This window comes from Pseudomonas sp. NFR09 (assembly GCF_900111535.1).
Classification (GTDB): domain Bacteria; phylum Pseudomonadota; class Gammaproteobacteria; order Pseudomonadales; family Pseudomonadaceae; genus Aquipseudomonas; species Aquipseudomonas extremorientalis.
The window spans coordinates 332,363-347,846 of the sequence record NZ_FOIH01000002.1; the positions used below are offsets into that span (position 1 = coordinate 332,363).

A 15,484-nucleotide genomic window follows, 5' to 3' on the forward strand; every position below is an offset into this window, starting at 1 on the left:
ACCGATGTCTCGTCGCCTTGCTCCGCTGTATGCCTTGCGCGCATTCGAGGCCGCCTCTCGGCACAATTCCTTCACTCGGGCAGCGGAGGAACTCTCCATCACGCAAAGTGCGGTGAGCCGACATATCCGCACGCTGGAAGAGCATTTCGCCTGTCGCCTGTTCCAGCGCAGTGGCCGCACCTTGCAGCTCACCGAGGCGGCGCGCCTGCTCTTGCCCGGCGTGCGCGAAGGTTTTGCAGCGTTGGAGCGGGCCTGCCATACCTTGAACGCCGAAGACGACATCCTGCGCATGAAGGCACCGTCGACCCTGACCATGCGCTGGCTGCTGGCGCGGCTTAGCCGCTTCCGCGCGTTGCAGCCAGGCAATGAGGTGCAACTGACCAGCGCGTGGATGAGCGTGGACGAGGTGGATTTCAACCAGGAGCCCTTCGACTGCGCGGTGCTGCTGAGCTACGGGCACTTCCCGGCGGACTGGGAGGCCAGCTACCTGTTTCCGGAGCTGCTGATCCCGGTAGGTGCGCCGAACCTGCTGGAGGACGGGCCCTGGGATGCTGCACGCCTGGCCACCGCTGAATTGCTGCACCCCACGCCCGACCGTCGCGATTGGCGCAATTGGTTGGAGCGCATGGGGTTGTCATCCCAGGTGTCGCTCAAGGGCGGGCAGGTATTCGATACCCTCGAACTGGGCATGATCGCCGCTGCGCGGGGCTACGGTGTGTCCATGGGCGATTTGCTGATGGTGGCCGAAGACGTGGCCCAGGGTCGATTGAGCCTGCCCTGGCCAACGGCGGTGGCCAGTGGCGAAAACTACTACCTGGTATGGCCGAAAACCCGCCCCGGCGGTGAGCGTTTGCGGCGCTTGGCGGAGTTTCTGCAGGCGGAAGTCAAGGCGATGGAATTGCCTCAGGTCGAACGCCTCGAGTGAGGGGCGACAGACTGTTTGTGCAATCGTTTGCGTGATACCCCTGCGGATCGCTCAAGTATTGCCTCGGCTCGCCGAAGTAGGTGTGTTGGAACCATCGTACACCAACGTTTCCCACTGGATAATTTGCCGAGCAACGCTATGAGATCAGGATGATCCTGGCCTCGGCCAGGAGCCGTCATGTCTCAACCTCGCGCCCGGATAGCCTCCCAGTTAGGCCTGGCATTAGCCGTGATTCTGGCTGTCGTCATCAGCGGCAGCACCGTGTTTGCCTTGCGTTCCCTCGACTCCGCCAACCTCGCTACCCGCGAGGAGCACCTGGCCAGCGAGGCACGTTTGCTCGCCGACCAACTCAACACCTTCCACAGCACCTTGCGCGAAAGTACCCAGCGTTTGAGCGGGCTGTTTGAAAAGCGCTTCGGCGCCGGCTTGAGCGTGCATGCGGACCAGCCTGTGACCGTGGCCGGTGTGCAGACGCCTAGCCTGTACCTGGGCAATCAGGTGTTGAACAACAACTTCAATGAAGTGGATGAGTTCAAGCAGATGTCCGGCGGCGTGGCCACGGTATTCGTGCGCAGCGGCGAAGACTTTATCCGCATCAGCACCTCGTTGACCAAGCAGGATGGCAACCGGGCCATCGGCACGGTGCTGGATCGCCAGGGCCCGGCTTACCAGCGGGTGCTCGGCGGGCAGACCTATATCGGCCGCGCGGTGCTGTTCGACCGCTCCTACATGACCCAGTACAGCCCGGTGCGCGACAGCAGTGGGCAGGTGATCGCGGTGTTGTTCATCGGGTTCGACTACACCGATGCGCAGAATGCCCAGTTCGAGAACCTCAAGCGTTTCCGCATCGGCCAGACCGGCTCCCTCGCCTTGCTGGATGAGCAGAAGCGCTGGCTTGTACCGCCGGCGGGCGTGCAGGCGCTGGATCAAGCCGTACCCGTGATGCTGGACCTGGCCAAGACGCCGGGCACCGGGCGCTTCTGGGCAGACAAAAACGAAGATTTCTACAGCGTGTCGGTACCCTTCGAGGGCGGGCCATGGGCCGTTGTCGCGAGCATGCCCAAGGCTGAGATCCGCTCGGTGACGTGGGACGTCGGTATCCGCCTGGTCATAGGCAGCGTGCTGGCCATGCTGCTGGCGGTTGGTGCAACGGTGTGGCTGCTGCGCAGCAAGCTGGCGCCGTTGGGCGACCTGGTGCGCCAGGCCGAAGCCCTGGGCGCGGGCGACTTGAGCGCGCGCTTGAATGTGTCCAGTCATGACGAAATCGGCCAACTGGCGCGCAGCTTCAACCAGATGGGTGAAGCGCTGTCGACCATGGTCTCGCATATCCGCAAGGCGGCTGAAGAGGTCAACAGCCGTGCGCAGGCGCTGTCCGGCTTGTCCGGTGGCGCCTATGAAGGCATGGAGCAGCAGTCCGGCGAGATCACCAGCATGGCCGGCGCGGTGGAAGAGTTCAGCGCCACCTCGCTGAACATCGCCGACAACATGGGCAGCACCGAACGCCTGGCCCAGGAAAACGCCCAACAAACCCGCATCGGGCGCAACTCGATGCAAGAGGCGTCGTCATCCCTGGAACACATCGCTGCCGCGCTCAACAGCACAGCCACGGTGATCAACACCCTGGGACAACGCTCCCAAGAGATCGGCGGAATCGTCGGTGTGATCACCTCGATTGCCGAACAGACCAACCTGCTGGCGCTCAACGCCGCCATCGAGGCTGCCCGCGCTGGTGAACAAGGCCGTGGGTTTGCGGTGGTCGCCGATGAGGTGCGCAACCTGGCGTCGCGTACTCGAGAGGCCACTGACGAAATCTCCGGAATGATCCAGAGCATCCAGCAGGAAACCGGCAACGCCATCAGCACTATGGAGCGCGGCAATGTGTTGATGCAGGAAGGCCTGTCGCGTAACGCCGACGTGGCGTCGGCCCTGGCGCGTATCGACGAGCAAAGCCGCTCGGCCGGTCAGCAGTTTGCCGCGATCACCACCGCCACTCAGGAACAGAGCAGCACCGCGACCTTGCTCAGCAGCAACTTGCAGAGCATCGCGCTGGCCAATAGCGAGCAGCGGGAAGTGGTGTCGAACCTGGCGATTACCGCCAAGGAACTGGAGACCCTGGCGGCAGGCTTGCGGCATGAGGTAGATCGGTTTCGTTGAGGCCTAGCGGTCGCCCAGGCCGGGGTCCACGCGCTTGCCGATGTCCTTCAGGCGCGCCAGTTGGTCGACCATGCCGGGGGCTTCGTCCATGCTGGTGACGAAGGTCCACAGGTAAGTCATGACTGCATAGATATGGCCGGCCTTGACCGCGGGTGACTGTGCCAACTGGCTGATGGCGACCACAAACAGCAAGGCGGCCAGCGTGCCAAGAAACAGGTACGCAGCCGCCTCGCGGTCTGACAGCCAGATGCGCAGGCGCGAAAGCACCTGGTAGTGGCGCCGCAGGGTCGGTGCGCCGACCTTTTCCACCAGGCCGATTTCTTTTTCCAGCCGGTTGTTCAGCCGTTCATGCAGCGCTTGGTTGCGCCGGGCAAAGCGTGGCAACAACGTGATGCACAGCACTAGCGCGCCCAGGCACGCCAGGCCTACCCAGGGCTCGATCACGATCAACATCACTGCCGCGCCGATAATCGACACCAGCGCCGTGGCGATGATCGGTACATGCTTTTCAAAGAAGTCGACGAACTCCCGAGCAAGCACCACCCGCGCCGCCGATTTCGACGTGCTGTGGTTCTGCAGGCGTTGGTTGAGGATCACCGGCACCGCCAGATCGGCGTAGATCCGCGTGAAAGTCCGCGTATCCAACGCCCGGCGCGCCGCGCCGACCACCCAGAACGCCAGGACCACGGCGGCGTAGAGCAGCGCGTTACCCGTGTCGCCGCGGATGATCGCGTCCACCGCAAACCCGGCAAACAACGGGTAGGCCAGCAGCAGCGCGTTCTCCAGCGCGACCAGCGACAGCGTGGCGGACAGCTTGCCCGGATAGGCTTTGGCAATGGCCTTGAGCGTCTGGCCGGCGGATTGCTGGCCGATTTTCTGACTTTCTTCGATCAGGATTTGCGGTGTGACGGATGACATGGGGTGCACCAAAGGAGTGATAGACGCTATTATTGAGCGACTGCTCAAGTATCCTTGAGCGATCGCTCAAAAAGCAAGCGCCGCTTATCTGCCGGTGCCTGGAAGGAATTGCCCATGTCGCGTATCGACCGTAAAGACCAGATCATCGCCGCCGCCCTGGAACTGTTTCGCAGCAAGGGTTTTGCCGATGTGTCCACCCGCGACCTGGCCGAACATGCAGGCCTGTCCCGCAGCCACGTCTATCACTACTTCAGCGACTGGAAGGAACTGCGCCGCGAAGCCTTCGTGCGGTTTGCCAACGAGCAGCTGGACGAAGTACGCGCGCCCCTGGCAGAAGCAGCGCCCCTGGAAGCCTTTGTGGGTTTTTTGCGCGACTGCCTGCCAAGCACCGCCGATGCGGGGTGGGCGCTGTGGCTGGATGCCTGGGACGAAGCCATGCAGGACCCGGAAATGGCCCAGGCTTACCTGGCGATCAACGCCCAATGGCAAGGCATGCTCGCCGAGGTGATCGAGCGGGGTGTGGCTGCCAACGTCTTGCGTTGTGACTCGCCACAACGCGCTGCCCGCCAGATCTTTGCCGTGGCGATGGGCTATGCCGACGACCTGATGCTCAAACCCTCCATGGAGTCGGCCGAAGCGGCCCTGGATGAAGTGATGGAAGTGGCGCGGCTGCTGCTGGACTTCCCAGAGGCGCCCTAGCCGACGGCCGCGGGCCGATATTGCAGCGCTTCCGCCAGGTGCGGTCGAGTGATGTTATCGGCGTGCTCAAGGTCGGCCAGGGTACGCGCCACTTTGAGCAGACGATGGGCCGCGCGCAGGGATAGCGTCAACCGTTCACAGGCGGTTTCCAGCCAGCCTTCATCGGTCTTGGTCAGCTTGCAGTGCTTGCGCAGCCCTGGCAGGTCAAGGAACGCATTCGCACAGCCCTGGCGTTGCAGTTGGCGATCGCGGGCCTGGGCGACCCGTGCCGATGCCTCGGCCGTGTTATCGCCCACCTGCTGGGTTGGATTCAGCGCGGTGGTTTCCCGCGCCACAGTGAGGTGCAAGTCGATGCGGTCCAACAAAGGGCCGGAGAGCTTGTTGCGATAGCGCTGAACCTGCTCCGGCGTGCAGCGACAACGCCCGTTGGGTTCGCCCATGTACCCGCAAGGGCAGGGGTTCATGGCGGCTACCAGTTGGAAGCGGGCCGGGAAGCTGACGCGATCGCGAGCGCGGGAGATGACGATGTGGCCCGATTCCAGAGGCTCGCGCAGCACCTCCAGCACCTTGCGGTCGAACTCCGGCAATTCATCGAGGAACAGTACGCCGTGATGGGCCAGGGTAATCTCCCCAGGCTGCGGTTTCGACCCGCCGCCCACCAATGCCGGACCTGATGCAGAGTGGTGCGGCTGGCGAAACGGTCGGTGTGGCCAGTGACTCAGCGGTGCCAGGCTGACGACCGACTGGATAGCCGCCACTTCCAAGGCTTCCTGCTCGCTCAACGGTGGCAACAAACCCGGCAGGCGACTGGCAAGCAGTGTCTTGCCGGTGCCGGGCGGGCCGCTGAACAGCAGGTTATGCGCGCCCGCCGCCGCGATCAGCAGTGCGCGCTTGGCGGCGAGCTGGCCCTGTACTTCGCTCAGGTCCGGGTATGGCTTGTTCAGGTACAGCAAGCCGTCGGACTTGTAGGGCTCTATGGGCTGATGCCCATTCAGGTGCGCCACGACCTGCAGCAAATGATCTACCGCAATCACCTTCAACCCCGAGGCCAGGCACGCCTCCTCGGCATTCGCCCGCGGCACTATCACGGTGCGCCCGGCCTTGCGTGCCGCCAACGCGGCCGGCAGCACGCCTTTCACTGCTCGCACTTCGCCGGACAGCGCCAACTCGCCGAGGCATTCCACCTCATCGAGCATCAGCGCCGGCACTTGAACGCTGGCCGCCAGGATGCCCAGCGCTATCGCCAGGTCAAAGCGCCCGCCGTCCTTGGGCAGGTCGGCGGGTGCCAGGTTGAGGGTGATGCGCCGGGCAGGGTATTGCAGGGCGGAGTTGAGAATGGCGCTGCGCACCCGGTCCTTGCTTTCCTTGACGGCGGTTTCCGGCAAACCCACCAGGGTGAGGGATGGCAAACCGTTGGCCATGTGCACTTCGACGGTGACGGCAGGGGCTTCGACGCTGATCTGGGCGCGGCTGTGGACGATGGCGAGGGACATGCTCGTTCCTTGAAAAGAGGGCCGCTTCCTGCGGTTTTTCAAGGGTAGACGAGGTGGAGAAATGCGAGGCGAGGGAGGTTTTACAGAACGTATCCAGCGTCGTTCGCAGCGCTTTATGTGGGAGCTGGCTTGCCTGCGATAGCATCGCCTACGTGCAACTGATACACCGAGGCGTCTGCATCGCAGGCAAGCCAGCTCCCACACTGACCGCGTTTATTCAGCAGAGGGCGGCGTCAGTCGTGCTTCCAGCTCCGCCACCTTCGCCTCCAGGCTCTCCAGCCGCGCACGTGTGCGGGCCAGCACCACCATCTGGCTATCAAACTCTTCCCGGCTCACCAGGTCGAGTTTGCTGAAGCCGCTTTGCAGCAGCGCCTTGAACTGGCTTTCGATTTCATTGCGGGGCAGCGGGGTGTCGCCGCTGAACAGGCGAGAGGCGTGGCCGCTCAGGGCGTCGAGGAGGTCTTTGGGCGCGAGCATGGGAAATATTCCGGAATACTGTTGGCCGGCAGTGTACCACGCAGCGTCTATAGTCTTTTCCGTGGCGGCGAGCGCACGCTTTTCGCGCAGCGGGTCGGGCGGTTGCGCACTGTTTTTGTGCGCATTGCCGCCATCAAAAAGCCCCGCAGTTGGGCAAAAGTGAGCAAAGGACTGATTTCAGTGATTTTTACGGAGCTGGCAAGGTTTCTGCTTAGACGATCATGACCCATGCACTGATGCAGTCGCTGTGACGAATGCAGTGCGCCGACGGATCAGGGGTACAGGTTTCGTCACCAGTGGTTCGCTGGCGTCGCAACGGCAAATGCCGAGGCGACGACGCGTTACAAAGCCAGGCACTGCGCTTAGACTTGAGACGGGTTTGTTTTCCTGGGGCAAGTCCACCAATTCGGGAGAGAGTTTTCATGAAGCTAGTCACTGCCATCATCAAGCCGTTCAAGTTGGACGATGTACGCGAGTCGTTGTCCGAGATCGGCGTGCAGGGCATTACCGTTACTGAGGTCAAAGGCTTCGGTCGGCAGAAGGGTCACACCGAGCTGTATCGCGGCGCGGAATACGTAGTCGATTTCCTGCCGAAGGTGAAGATTGATGTCGCGATTGACGACAAGGATCTTGACCGGGTTATCGAGGCGATAACCAAGGCCGCCAACACCGGCAAGATCGGTGACGGCAAGATCTTCGTGGTCAATCTGGAACAGGCTATTCGCATCCGTACCGGCGAAACCGATACCGACGCAATCTAAGCCGCCAAACCCCAACGCCCCAGGAGAAAACAATATGACTCTGCGTAAATTCGCAGGGCTCGGAGCCCTGTTGTCCATCGTAATGCCAAGCCTGGCCATGGCGGCAGACGAAGTGGCGGCTCCAGTCCTCAATTCCGGTGACACAGCGTGGATGCTCACATCCACCGCGCTGGTGCTGTTCATGACCATTCCAGGCCTGGCGCTGTTCTACGGCGGCATGGTGCGCTCCAAAAACATTCTTTCCGTGATGATGCAATGCTTCGCCATCACTGGCCTGATCAGCGTGTTGTGGGTCATCTACGGCTACAGCATCGCGTTCGACACGACCGGTATGGAGCAGGGCGTCGTCAACTTCAACTCCTTTTTCGGCGGCATGGGCAAGGCGTTCCTGGCGGGCGTGACCCCGGCCAGCATCACCGGGCCTGCGGCGTTGTTCCCGGAAGCGGTGTTCATCACCTTCCAGATGACCTTCGCCATCATTACCCCGGCGCTGATCGTCGGTGCGTTCGCCGAGCGTATGAAGTTCTCCGCGATGCTGATCTTCATGGCCATCTGGTTCACCCTCGTCTATGCGCCAATCGCACACATGGTCTGGAGCGGTAATGGTGGCTTGCTGTGGGACTGGGGCGTGCTGGACTTCGCCGGTGGCACAGTGGTGCACATCAACGCCGGTGTGGCTGGCCTGGTGGCGTGCATCGTGCTCGGCAAGCGTAAAGGTTTCCCGACCACCCCGATGGCACCGCACAACCTCGGTTACACCCTGATCGGCGCGGCCATGCTGTGGATCGGCTGGTTCGGCTTCAACGCCGGCTCGGCCGCTGCGGCCAACGGCACTGCCGGCATGGCGATGCTGGTCACCCAGATCGCTACCGCTGCTGCGGCGCTGGGCTGGATGTTCGCCGAGTGGATCACCCACGGTAAGCCAAGCGCACTGGGCATCGCCTCGGGTGTGGTGGCTGGCCTGGTAGCCATCACCCCAGCCGCTGGCACCGTCGGGCCGATGGGCGCCCTGGTGATCGGCCTGGTCGCCGGTGTGATCTGCTTCTTCTGCGCCACCAGCCTCAAGCGCAAGCTTGGCTACGACGACTCCCTGGACGCATTCGGCGTGCACGGTATCGGCGGTATCGTCGGCGCAATCCTCACCGGTGTATTCGCAGCCCCTGCGCTGGGCGGCTTCGGCACGGTGACTGACGTGGCTGCACAGGTCTGGATCCAGGCCAAAGGGGTCGGCTTCACGGTGATCTACACCGCTATCGTGACCTTCATCATCCTCAAGGTGCTGGACATGGTCATGGGCCTGCGGGTGACCGAAGAGGAAGAGGCGGTCGGCCTCGACCTGGCGCAACACAACGAGCGCGGCTACAACCTGTAAGTACGCGAAAAAAAGATGCCCGGCTTGCCGGGCATTTTTTTGTCTGTTGTTTGTCAGTCATAACGAGCTGTACCGGTTTTTATCGAGTGTTTGTGATGGGATGCACACGGCACTTTTCCGCATGCCAATGTCTTACAGGCATGTAGGCGTATTCGGCACTTTGTTTTTTCCCTGAGCGCGCTAGAATGCGCGCCGATGGGCGGAGAACTGTATGTGGCAACAGACCCTGATTACCCTGCGGGCCAAGCCCCGGGGCTTTCACCTGGTAACCGATGAGTTGCTGGCCGGCTTGCCTGAATTGAAGGCCTGTCGCGTGGGCTTGTTGCATCTGTGGCTGCAGCACACCTCGGCCTCGTTGACCGTCAACGAGAATGCCGACCCGGCGGTACGCCGTGACTTCGAACGTTATTTCAATTCGCTGGTGCCGCAAGGCCTCGCAGGGTTCGAACACAACGACGAAGGTCCGGACGACCTGCCGGCGCACTTCAAGGCCAGTCTCCTGGGCTGCCAGCTGAGTTTGCCGGTGAAGGCCGGCCGCTTGGCGATGGGGACCTGGCAAGGTGTTTATCTGGGCGAGCACCGTGATCATGGCGGTGCTCGTAAAGTCCTCGCCACCTTGCACGGTGATGGGGCATAAGCCACTGGTTAACCAGTGGATGTTGATTTTTTTCCGGCAGCCGTCGACAGAGGGTGAAGCTGGGCTATAACTAATCTGCTTTTCGCAAGTCATGAGGTAGAACATGAGCGACGATGATCTGGAAAACGACGAACTCGAAGTAGGTGACGAAGACGACACCGAAGAAGGCCTTGAGGCGGCGGAAGACGTTGCCGACGACGACAGTGGCGATGATGCGCCTGTCCCGGCCGCCAAAGGCAAAGCCAAGGCAGCTGTGTCGGTAGATGAATTGCCAAGCGTTGAAGCCAAGAACAAAGAGCGTGATGCCCTGGCCCGTGCGATGGAAGAGTTCCTCGCTAAAGGCGGCAAAGTGCAGGAAGTCGAGGCCAACGTGGTGGCAGACCCACCGAAGAAGCCGGATAACAAGTACGGCAGCCGACCTATTTGAGGTCAGTCACCTGCTTGTAAGAAAAAGCCCGCCGTCGCTGCGGGTTTTTTCATGCCTGGACGTTACCGGCGATAAAAATGTGGGAGGGGGCTTGCCCCCGATAGCGGTGTATCAGCCAACGAATATATTGGCTGACCCACTGTAATCGGGGGCAAGCCCCCTCCCACATGTTGACCTACGGTGTTACTTCCAGCTGCGCAGCAGTTCCGGCAACTCTGTCAGGCTACGAATCTGCGCATCCGGTCGCTTGTCCCCCTCCCATGCCTTACCCGTCGGGTTAAACCACACTGCCCGTAACCCCGCCTGCTGCGCCCCGGCAATGTCATCCCCCGGATGATCGCCAACATGCACCGCCGCACTTGCGTCCACGCCACCACGCTGCAAGGCCTCCTGAAACAACCGCGCATCTGGCTTGGCGATGCCGATATCTTCGGCCCGCAGTGCAAAATGGAAGTAGTCCGCCAGGCCAACACGCTGCACATCGGCATTGCCGTTGGTGATCACACCCAGCAGGAAGTGCTGGCGTAGCGCCTGGAGCATAGGCTCGGCTTCGGGAAACGGAGTGAGCTGGTGGCGCGCATGAATGAATGCTTCGAAGCACACATCGGCCATTTCCGTGGCCTCAGGCTGCGGATAACCAGCCTCTTCAAATGCATGCATCAACACCCGGTGACGCAGGATGCTGATGCGGTGTTTCAGCTCGGGATGGCGCTCCAGCACCTGTTGGCGAAGACTGGCGAAGTGTTCCAGCGGCAAATCGCCGACCTTGGCGGCGTTAAGCGCCAGCCATTCGCGCATCGACGCCTCGGCGCTGATGATGACAGGTACGTTGTCCCAGAGCGTGTCGTCCAGGTCGAAGGTGATCAGCTTGATACTCATGAGTCGCCGTCCTTGATGCGTTTGGCCCTTGGGTGGGCGCTGTCGTATACCGTTGCCAGGTGTTGGAAATCCAGATGGGTATAGATCTGTGTGGTCTTGATATCGGAGTGGCCCAGTAGCTCTTGCACGGCGCGCAGGTCCTGGGACGATTCCAGCAGATGGCTGGCGAAAGAGTGTCGCAGCATATGTGGGTGCAGGTTCTGCCCCAGCTCTCGCTCCCCGGCGGCCTTCACCCGCACCTGAATCGCCCTGGGTCCAAGACGCCGGCCTTGCTGGCTGACGAACACCGCATCGTCCGCCGGGTTGGTCAGCAGGCGCAGCGGCAACCACAGCTGCAATGCTTCCCGTGCCTTGCGGCCTACCGGTAGGACGCGGGTCTTGCTGCCCTTGCCGAGCACTTGCACCAGGCCGTCGGCCAGGTCCAGTTGATCCAGGTTCAGGCCGGTCAGCTCAGAAAGGCGCAGGCCCGAGGAATAGAACAGTTCCAGAATCGCCTGGTCGCGGTGGGCCAGGAAATCATCCTCGACCGCACCGTCCAACAGTTGCAGGGCACGGTCAGTGTCCAGGGTCTTGGGCAGGCGCCGCTCGCCCTTGGGTGGCGACAGGCCGTTGGCCGGGTCGTGGTCGCACAGGCCTTCACGGTTCAGGTAGTGATAGAGCCCACGCACCGCCGAGAGCAGGCGCGACAGGCTGCGCGAGGATTGGCCGGCCTGATGCAGTCGCGCGATCAGGCTGCGCAGGCCCTGGATATCCAGGGCCTTCCAGCTGCTGATCTGTTGTTTTTCGCAGTACGTCAGGACCTTGTTCAAGTCCCGTCGATAGGCTTCCAGGGTATGGGGCGACACCTGGCGCTCGTTGCGCAGGTGAGCGCAGTAAGCGTCCAGTTGCCGTTCCATGGCTAGCGCACCGCGCGCAGGGCGGTGGTGAAACGCGGCAAGACGCGGCCCAGTACTTCGGCGATGTAGGTCAGGAACAAGGTACCCACGGAGCTTTTGTAGTGCTGAGGATCGCGGCTGGCGATGGCCAGCACGCCATGCAGGCCTTGATGACTGAGGGCGACGACGGCAGTGGAGCCGATCTGCTTGCGCTGTTCGGCCCCGAACAGGAAGTCCAGCTCATGCTCACGCAAGGTGCCGCTGATGGTCTTGCCTTCGGACAGCAGGCCACCGATGGTGGTTTGTGCGTCGCTGCCGCTGACCCAACGACCCACCGGCATCGGGTTGTCGCTGAACAGGATCAGGCTCACGAACGGCACCTGGAAGTCCTGGCGCAGGCTGTCTTCCACGGCGATCACCGTTTCTTCCAGGCTGGTGGCGTCCATCAGGGTCAGGATCAGGCGGCGGGTTTTCTCGAACAGGCGGTCGTTGTCGCGGGCGACGTCCATCAGGTGCGAGAGCTTGTGGCGCATTTCAATGTTGCGCTCGCGCAGGATCTTCATCTGCCGCTCTACCAGCGACACGGTATCCCCGCGTTGATGGGGGATGCGCAGGGCCGGCAACAGCTCTTCGTGTTCGACGAAGAAGTCCGGATTAGCCTCAAGGTACGCCGCGACAGCAGCGGCCTCCAGGCTGTTGCTCGGGGATGCTTGTGCGGGTACTTGAGGCTTATCGGTCATTGGCTTGGCTCACTCATAGACGGACCTGTCCTTCGTATACGCGCGAGGCCGGCCCGGTCATCATCACCGGGTGGCCAGGGCCAGCCCACTCGATGGACAAGCGTCCGCCGGGCAGGTCGATCAGCAGTGGCGAATCCATCCACCCCTGGCTGATCGCGGCCACGGCAGCGGCGCACGCACCGGTGCCGCAGGCCTGGGTTTCTCCGGCGCCGCGTTCCCACACGCGCAATTTCGCGCGGGAACGGTCGATCACCTGCAGGAAGCCCACGTTGACCCGTGCCGGAAAGCGCGGGTGGTGTTCGATCTTCGGCCCCCATTCATGCACGGGCGCATTGTTGATGTCGTCGACCCGCAGCACGGCATGGGGGTTGCCCATGGATACGGCGGCAATATCGATGGTCTTGCCGTCCACGTCCAACGCATAGCTGACAGCCTGCTCGGTGGCCTGGAACGGAATATCCGCCGGCACCAGGCGTGGCGCGCCCATGTTGACGCTGATCTGGCCATCGCTGCGGATATCCAGCTCGATCACGCCGCTCTTGGTCTCGACGCGGATCTGCCGCTTGGCGGTCAGGCGCTTGTCCAGCACAAAGCGCGCGAAGCAGCGTGCACCGTTGCCGCACTGTTCCACTTCGGAGCCGTCGGAGTTGAAGATCCGGTAACGGAAATCCACCTCCGGGTTGCTCGGCGCCTCGACGATCAGCAACTGGTCGAAACCAATGCCGGTGTGACGATCGCCCCACTGTTTAGCGTGCTTGGGCAGGATATGCGCGTGCTGGCTGACCAGGTCGAGGACCATGAAATCATTGCCCAGCCCGTGCATCTTGGTAAAACGCAGCAGCATGGCTTACTCCGGCAGCAGGCTTTCGCCAGCATACAACTCGGCTACCGTCTCGCGGCGACGCACTTCAAACGCTTGATCACCGTCCACCAGCACCTCGGCGGTACGCCCGCGGGTGTTGTAGTTGGAACTCATGACAAACCCATAGGCACCGGCCGAATGCACGGCCAGCAGATCGCCTTCTTCCAGGGCCAGCTGACGATCCTTGGCCAGGAAGTCGCCGGTCTCGCAGATCGGGCCGACGATGTCGTAGGCGCGGGCTTCACTGGCGCGAGGCGTCACGGCGGTGACATTCATCCAGGCCTGGTACAGCGCCGGGCGGATCAGGTCGTTCATCGCCGCATCGACGATGGCGAAGTCCTTATGCTCGGTGTGCTTGAGGTACTCGACCTGGGTCAGCAGCACGCCCGCGTTGGCGACGATATAGCGGCCCGGCTCGAACATCAGCGTCAGGTCGCGGCCTTCGATGCGCTCGCGCACGGCCTGGATATAGTCAGCGATCAGCGGTGGCTCTTCATCGCGGTAACGCACGCCCACGCCACCACCGAGGTCGATGTGGTGCAGGTAGATGCCGCATTCGCCGAGACGGTCGATCAGCGCCAGCAGGCGGTCGAGGGCATCCAGGAACGGAGGCAGGCTGGTCAGTTGCGAGCCGATATGGCAGTCGACGCCCAGCACTTCCAGGTTCGGCAGTTGGGCGGCGCGGATGTACACATCTTCGGCGTCGGCAATGGCAATGCCGAACTTGTTCTCTTTGAGACCGGTGGAAATGTACGGGTGGGTGCCGGCGTCGACGTCCGGGTTGACGCGCAGGGAGATCGGCGCGCGAACGCCCATCTCGGCGGCCACGACCTGCAGGCGCTCGAGTTCATCGGTGGATTCGATGTTGAAGCAATGCACGCCGACTTCCAGGGCGCGGCGCATGTCTTCGCGGGTCTTGCCGACGCCGGAGAACACGATCTTGTCGGCTTTGCCGCCGGCAGCCAGCACACGTTCCAGCTCGCCACGGGAGACGATGTCAAAACCAGCGCCGAGGCGCGCCAGGACATTCAGTACACCCAGGTTGGAGTTGGCCTTGACCGCGTAGCACACCAGGTGCGGCACGCCGTCGAGCGCATCGGTGAACGAGCGGTACTGGGCTTCGATATGCGCACGGGAATACACATAGGTCGGGGTGCCAAAGCGCTCGGCAATCGCGGACAACGCCACGCCTTCCGCGAACAGCTCGCCGTCCCGGTAGTTAAAAGCGTCCATGGAATACCCTTATTCGTAGGTGTCGTGCTTATGCGCTTTGGATGGTTTTTGCGACGATTGCGCCTGTTCATTCGGGTCTTTGCTGTCATCGGGCAGGTACAGCGGGCCTTTTTGACCACAGGCACTAACGAGGCAAGCGACCGCGACGAGCGCAGCAAGGGAAGAGATCAGGCGCTTCATGGCGAAATCCTTGAATATGCATTAATTGCGCCCGAGTATACCGACCACCCGCCAGCTTGCCTATGCGCTGGAATACCCGTCCGGCGGGGGTTTGCCGACATGAAGATGAAGTGGACTACGCTGGCCGTGGATATTTCGTACCGCCAATCGTGATGGAATCGGTATCCTTTGCAATCGGCGGGGCTCGCCCGTATCGTGCGGCGCTCGAGCAAAACCAGACACTTTTGAGGTTGCCACAATGAGTTTGACCGAAGCCCGTTTTCACGACCTGGTGGATTCGACCCAGCAGGCGCTGGAAGATATTTTCGACGACAGCGGCCTGGACGTGGACCTGGAAAACTCGGCCGGTGTACTGACCGTCAAGTTTGAAAACGGCACTCAATTGATCTTCAGCCGCCAGGAACCGCTGCGTCAGTTGTGGCTGGCTGCGCGTTCCGGTGGTTTTCACTTTGATTTCAACGAAGAAGACAACAATTGGCAGTGTGACACCAGCGATGAACTGCTCAGTGAAATGCTCGCGCGCCTGGTCAAGGAACAAGCCGGCGCCGACCTGGATTTCGACGAGATTTGATGGTGACCCAGCCTGCTCCCGTCCGTCCGCCCAAGCCGCTGTTCAGTAATGTCAGCCCGGCGGTGCCGTCACCTTGTATCAGTTTGTGTCGCCTGGACGAGCAGAAAGTCTGCCTCGGCTGTTTCCGCCATGTGGAAGACATCCGTGAATGGCGCTCTGCCGACGATGCACGGCGCCGGATCATCTGCGCCGAGGCCGAGCAGCGCCGGGCCCGCGCCTGAGGCCGTCTTGTTTATTTGTGACGCTGTGGTAGTGTCCGGATACGCCTCAACTCATCGAGG

Annotated in this window: 18 protein-coding genes; 9 read left to right on the forward strand and 9 right to left on the reverse strand. The window is 62.0% G+C overall.

From position 1 onward, the window contains the following. The first annotated feature begins 4 nt into the window (after positions 1–4). Together BMX59_RS05445 and BMX59_RS05450 are read left to right on the forward strand one after the other, a co-directional pair. Complete coding sequence (locus BMX59_RS05445) at positions 5–925, forward strand: LysR substrate-binding domain-containing protein (protein WP_058424225.1); 921 nt, start codon at positions 5–7, stop codon at positions 923–925. 177 nt (positions 926–1,102) lie between these two features. Then, on the forward strand, positions 1,103–3,079 hold the full coding sequence (locus BMX59_RS05450) for a methyl-accepting chemotaxis protein (protein ID WP_092241702.1): 1,977 nt from the start codon (positions 1,103–1,105) through the stop codon (positions 3,077–3,079). Positions 3,080–3,082: 3 nt separating this feature from the next. On the opposite strand, the gene BMX59_RS05455 is transcribed toward BMX59_RS05450, so the two are convergent. Further along, positions 3,083–3,997 carry an ABC transporter six-transmembrane domain-containing protein gene (locus BMX59_RS05455; protein WP_093120431.1) on the reverse strand — a complete coding sequence of 305 codons (915 nt, stop codon included), beginning with the start codon at positions 3,995–3,997 and terminating at the stop codon, positions 3,083–3,085. Positions 3,998–4,111: 114 nt separating this feature from the next. On the opposite strand from BMX59_RS05455, the gene BMX59_RS05460 reads away from it, so the two are divergent. Then, on the forward strand, positions 4,112–4,696 hold the full coding sequence (locus tag BMX59_RS05460; protein ID WP_071488054.1) for a TetR/AcrR family transcriptional regulator: 585 nt from the start codon (positions 4,112–4,114) through the stop codon (positions 4,694–4,696). Here the strand turns inward: BMX59_RS05460 and BMX59_RS05465 are convergent. Then, entirely contained in the window at positions 4,693–6,189 is a 1,497-nt protein-coding gene (locus BMX59_RS05465) for a YifB family Mg chelatase-like AAA ATPase (protein WP_093120434.1), read from the reverse strand. The genes BMX59_RS05460 and BMX59_RS05465 overlap by 4 nt on opposite strands. A 213-nt stretch (positions 6,190–6,402) precedes the next feature. Next, entirely contained in the window at positions 6,403–6,666 is a 264-nt protein-coding gene (locus BMX59_RS05470) for an accessory factor UbiK family protein (RefSeq protein ID WP_071488052.1), read from the reverse strand. 422 nt (positions 6,667–7,088) lie between these two features. On the opposite strand from BMX59_RS05470, the gene glnK reads away from it, so the two are divergent. The 4 genes from glnK (at position 7,089) to sutA (ending at position 9,863) form a co-directional block, all read left to right on the forward strand. After that, on the forward strand, positions 7,089–7,427 hold the full coding sequence (gene glnK, locus BMX59_RS05475; protein ID WP_002555808.1) for a P-II family nitrogen regulator: 339 nt from the start codon (positions 7,089–7,091) through the stop codon (positions 7,425–7,427). 34 nt (positions 7,428–7,461) lie between these two features. Beyond that, positions 7,462–8,799 carry an ammonium transporter gene (locus BMX59_RS05480; RefSeq protein ID WP_071488051.1) on the forward strand — a complete coding sequence of 446 codons (1,338 nt, stop codon included), beginning with the start codon at positions 7,462–7,464 and terminating at the stop codon, positions 8,797–8,799. Between the two features lie 211 nt (positions 8,800–9,010). Next, entirely contained in the window at positions 9,011–9,436 is a 426-nt protein-coding gene (locus tag BMX59_RS05485) for a secondary thiamine-phosphate synthase enzyme YjbQ (protein ID WP_010567185.1), read from the forward strand. Positions 9,437–9,539: 103 nt separating this feature from the next. Further along, the gene (gene sutA / locus BMX59_RS05490; RefSeq protein WP_092241708.1) at positions 9,540–9,863 is read left to right on the forward strand and encodes a transcriptional regulator SutA; all 324 of its coding nucleotides are present in this window, start codon (positions 9,540–9,542) and stop codon (positions 9,861–9,863) included. 183 nt (positions 9,864–10,046) lie between these two features. Here the strand turns inward: sutA and BMX59_RS05495 are convergent, their stop codons facing one another. The 6 genes from BMX59_RS05495 to BMX59_RS05520 are packed head-to-tail and all read right to left on the reverse strand — an operon-like array spanning position 10,047 to position 14,632. Continuing rightward, on the reverse strand, positions 10,047–10,742 hold the full coding sequence (locus BMX59_RS05495; RefSeq protein ID WP_092241710.1) for an HAD family hydrolase: 696 nt from the start codon (positions 10,740–10,742) through the stop codon (positions 10,047–10,049). Continuing rightward, positions 10,739–11,638 (reverse strand): tyrosine recombinase XerC, encoded by a 900-nt coding sequence (gene xerC, locus BMX59_RS05500; protein ID WP_093120439.1) that lies wholly within the window; start codon positions 11,636–11,638, stop codon positions 10,739–10,741. Before xerC ends, BMX59_RS05495 begins: the two co-directional genes overlap by 4 nt. Before the next feature lie 2 nt (positions 11,639–11,640). Continuing rightward, positions 11,641–12,357 (reverse strand): DUF484 family protein, encoded by a 717-nt coding sequence (locus tag BMX59_RS05505; RefSeq protein ID WP_071488047.1) that lies wholly within the window; start codon positions 12,355–12,357, stop codon positions 11,641–11,643. A 13-nt stretch (positions 12,358–12,370) separates the two neighbouring features. Further along, complete coding sequence (gene dapF / locus BMX59_RS05510) at positions 12,371–13,201, reverse strand: diaminopimelate epimerase (RefSeq protein ID WP_093120442.1); 831 nt, start codon at positions 13,199–13,201, stop codon at positions 12,371–12,373. Between the two features lie 3 nt (positions 13,202–13,204). After that, positions 13,205–14,452, reverse strand: coding sequence for a diaminopimelate decarboxylase (gene lysA / locus BMX59_RS05515; RefSeq protein ID WP_092241716.1), 1,248 nt, complete (start codon positions 14,450–14,452; stop codon positions 13,205–13,207). Positions 14,453–14,461: 9 nt separating this feature from the next. After that, positions 14,462–14,632, reverse strand: a complete 171-nt coding sequence (locus BMX59_RS05520) for an LPS translocon maturation chaperone LptM (protein ID WP_010207449.1) — start codon at positions 14,630–14,632, stop codon at positions 14,462–14,464. 238 nt (positions 14,633–14,870) lie between these two features. Between BMX59_RS05520 and cyaY the strand changes: the two genes are divergently transcribed. Together cyaY and BMX59_RS05530 are read left to right on the forward strand one after the other, a co-directional pair. Then, positions 14,871–15,203 (forward strand): iron donor protein CyaY, encoded by a 333-nt coding sequence (cyaY, locus tag BMX59_RS05525; protein ID WP_092241718.1) that lies wholly within the window; start codon positions 14,871–14,873, stop codon positions 15,201–15,203. Between the two features lie 2 nt (positions 15,204–15,205). After that, a complete protein-coding gene (locus tag BMX59_RS05530) occupies positions 15,206–15,424 on the forward strand; it encodes a DUF1289 domain-containing protein (protein WP_092242377.1) in 219 nt (72 codons plus the stop codon). The last annotated feature ends 60 nt before the right edge of the window (positions 15,425–15,484 follow it).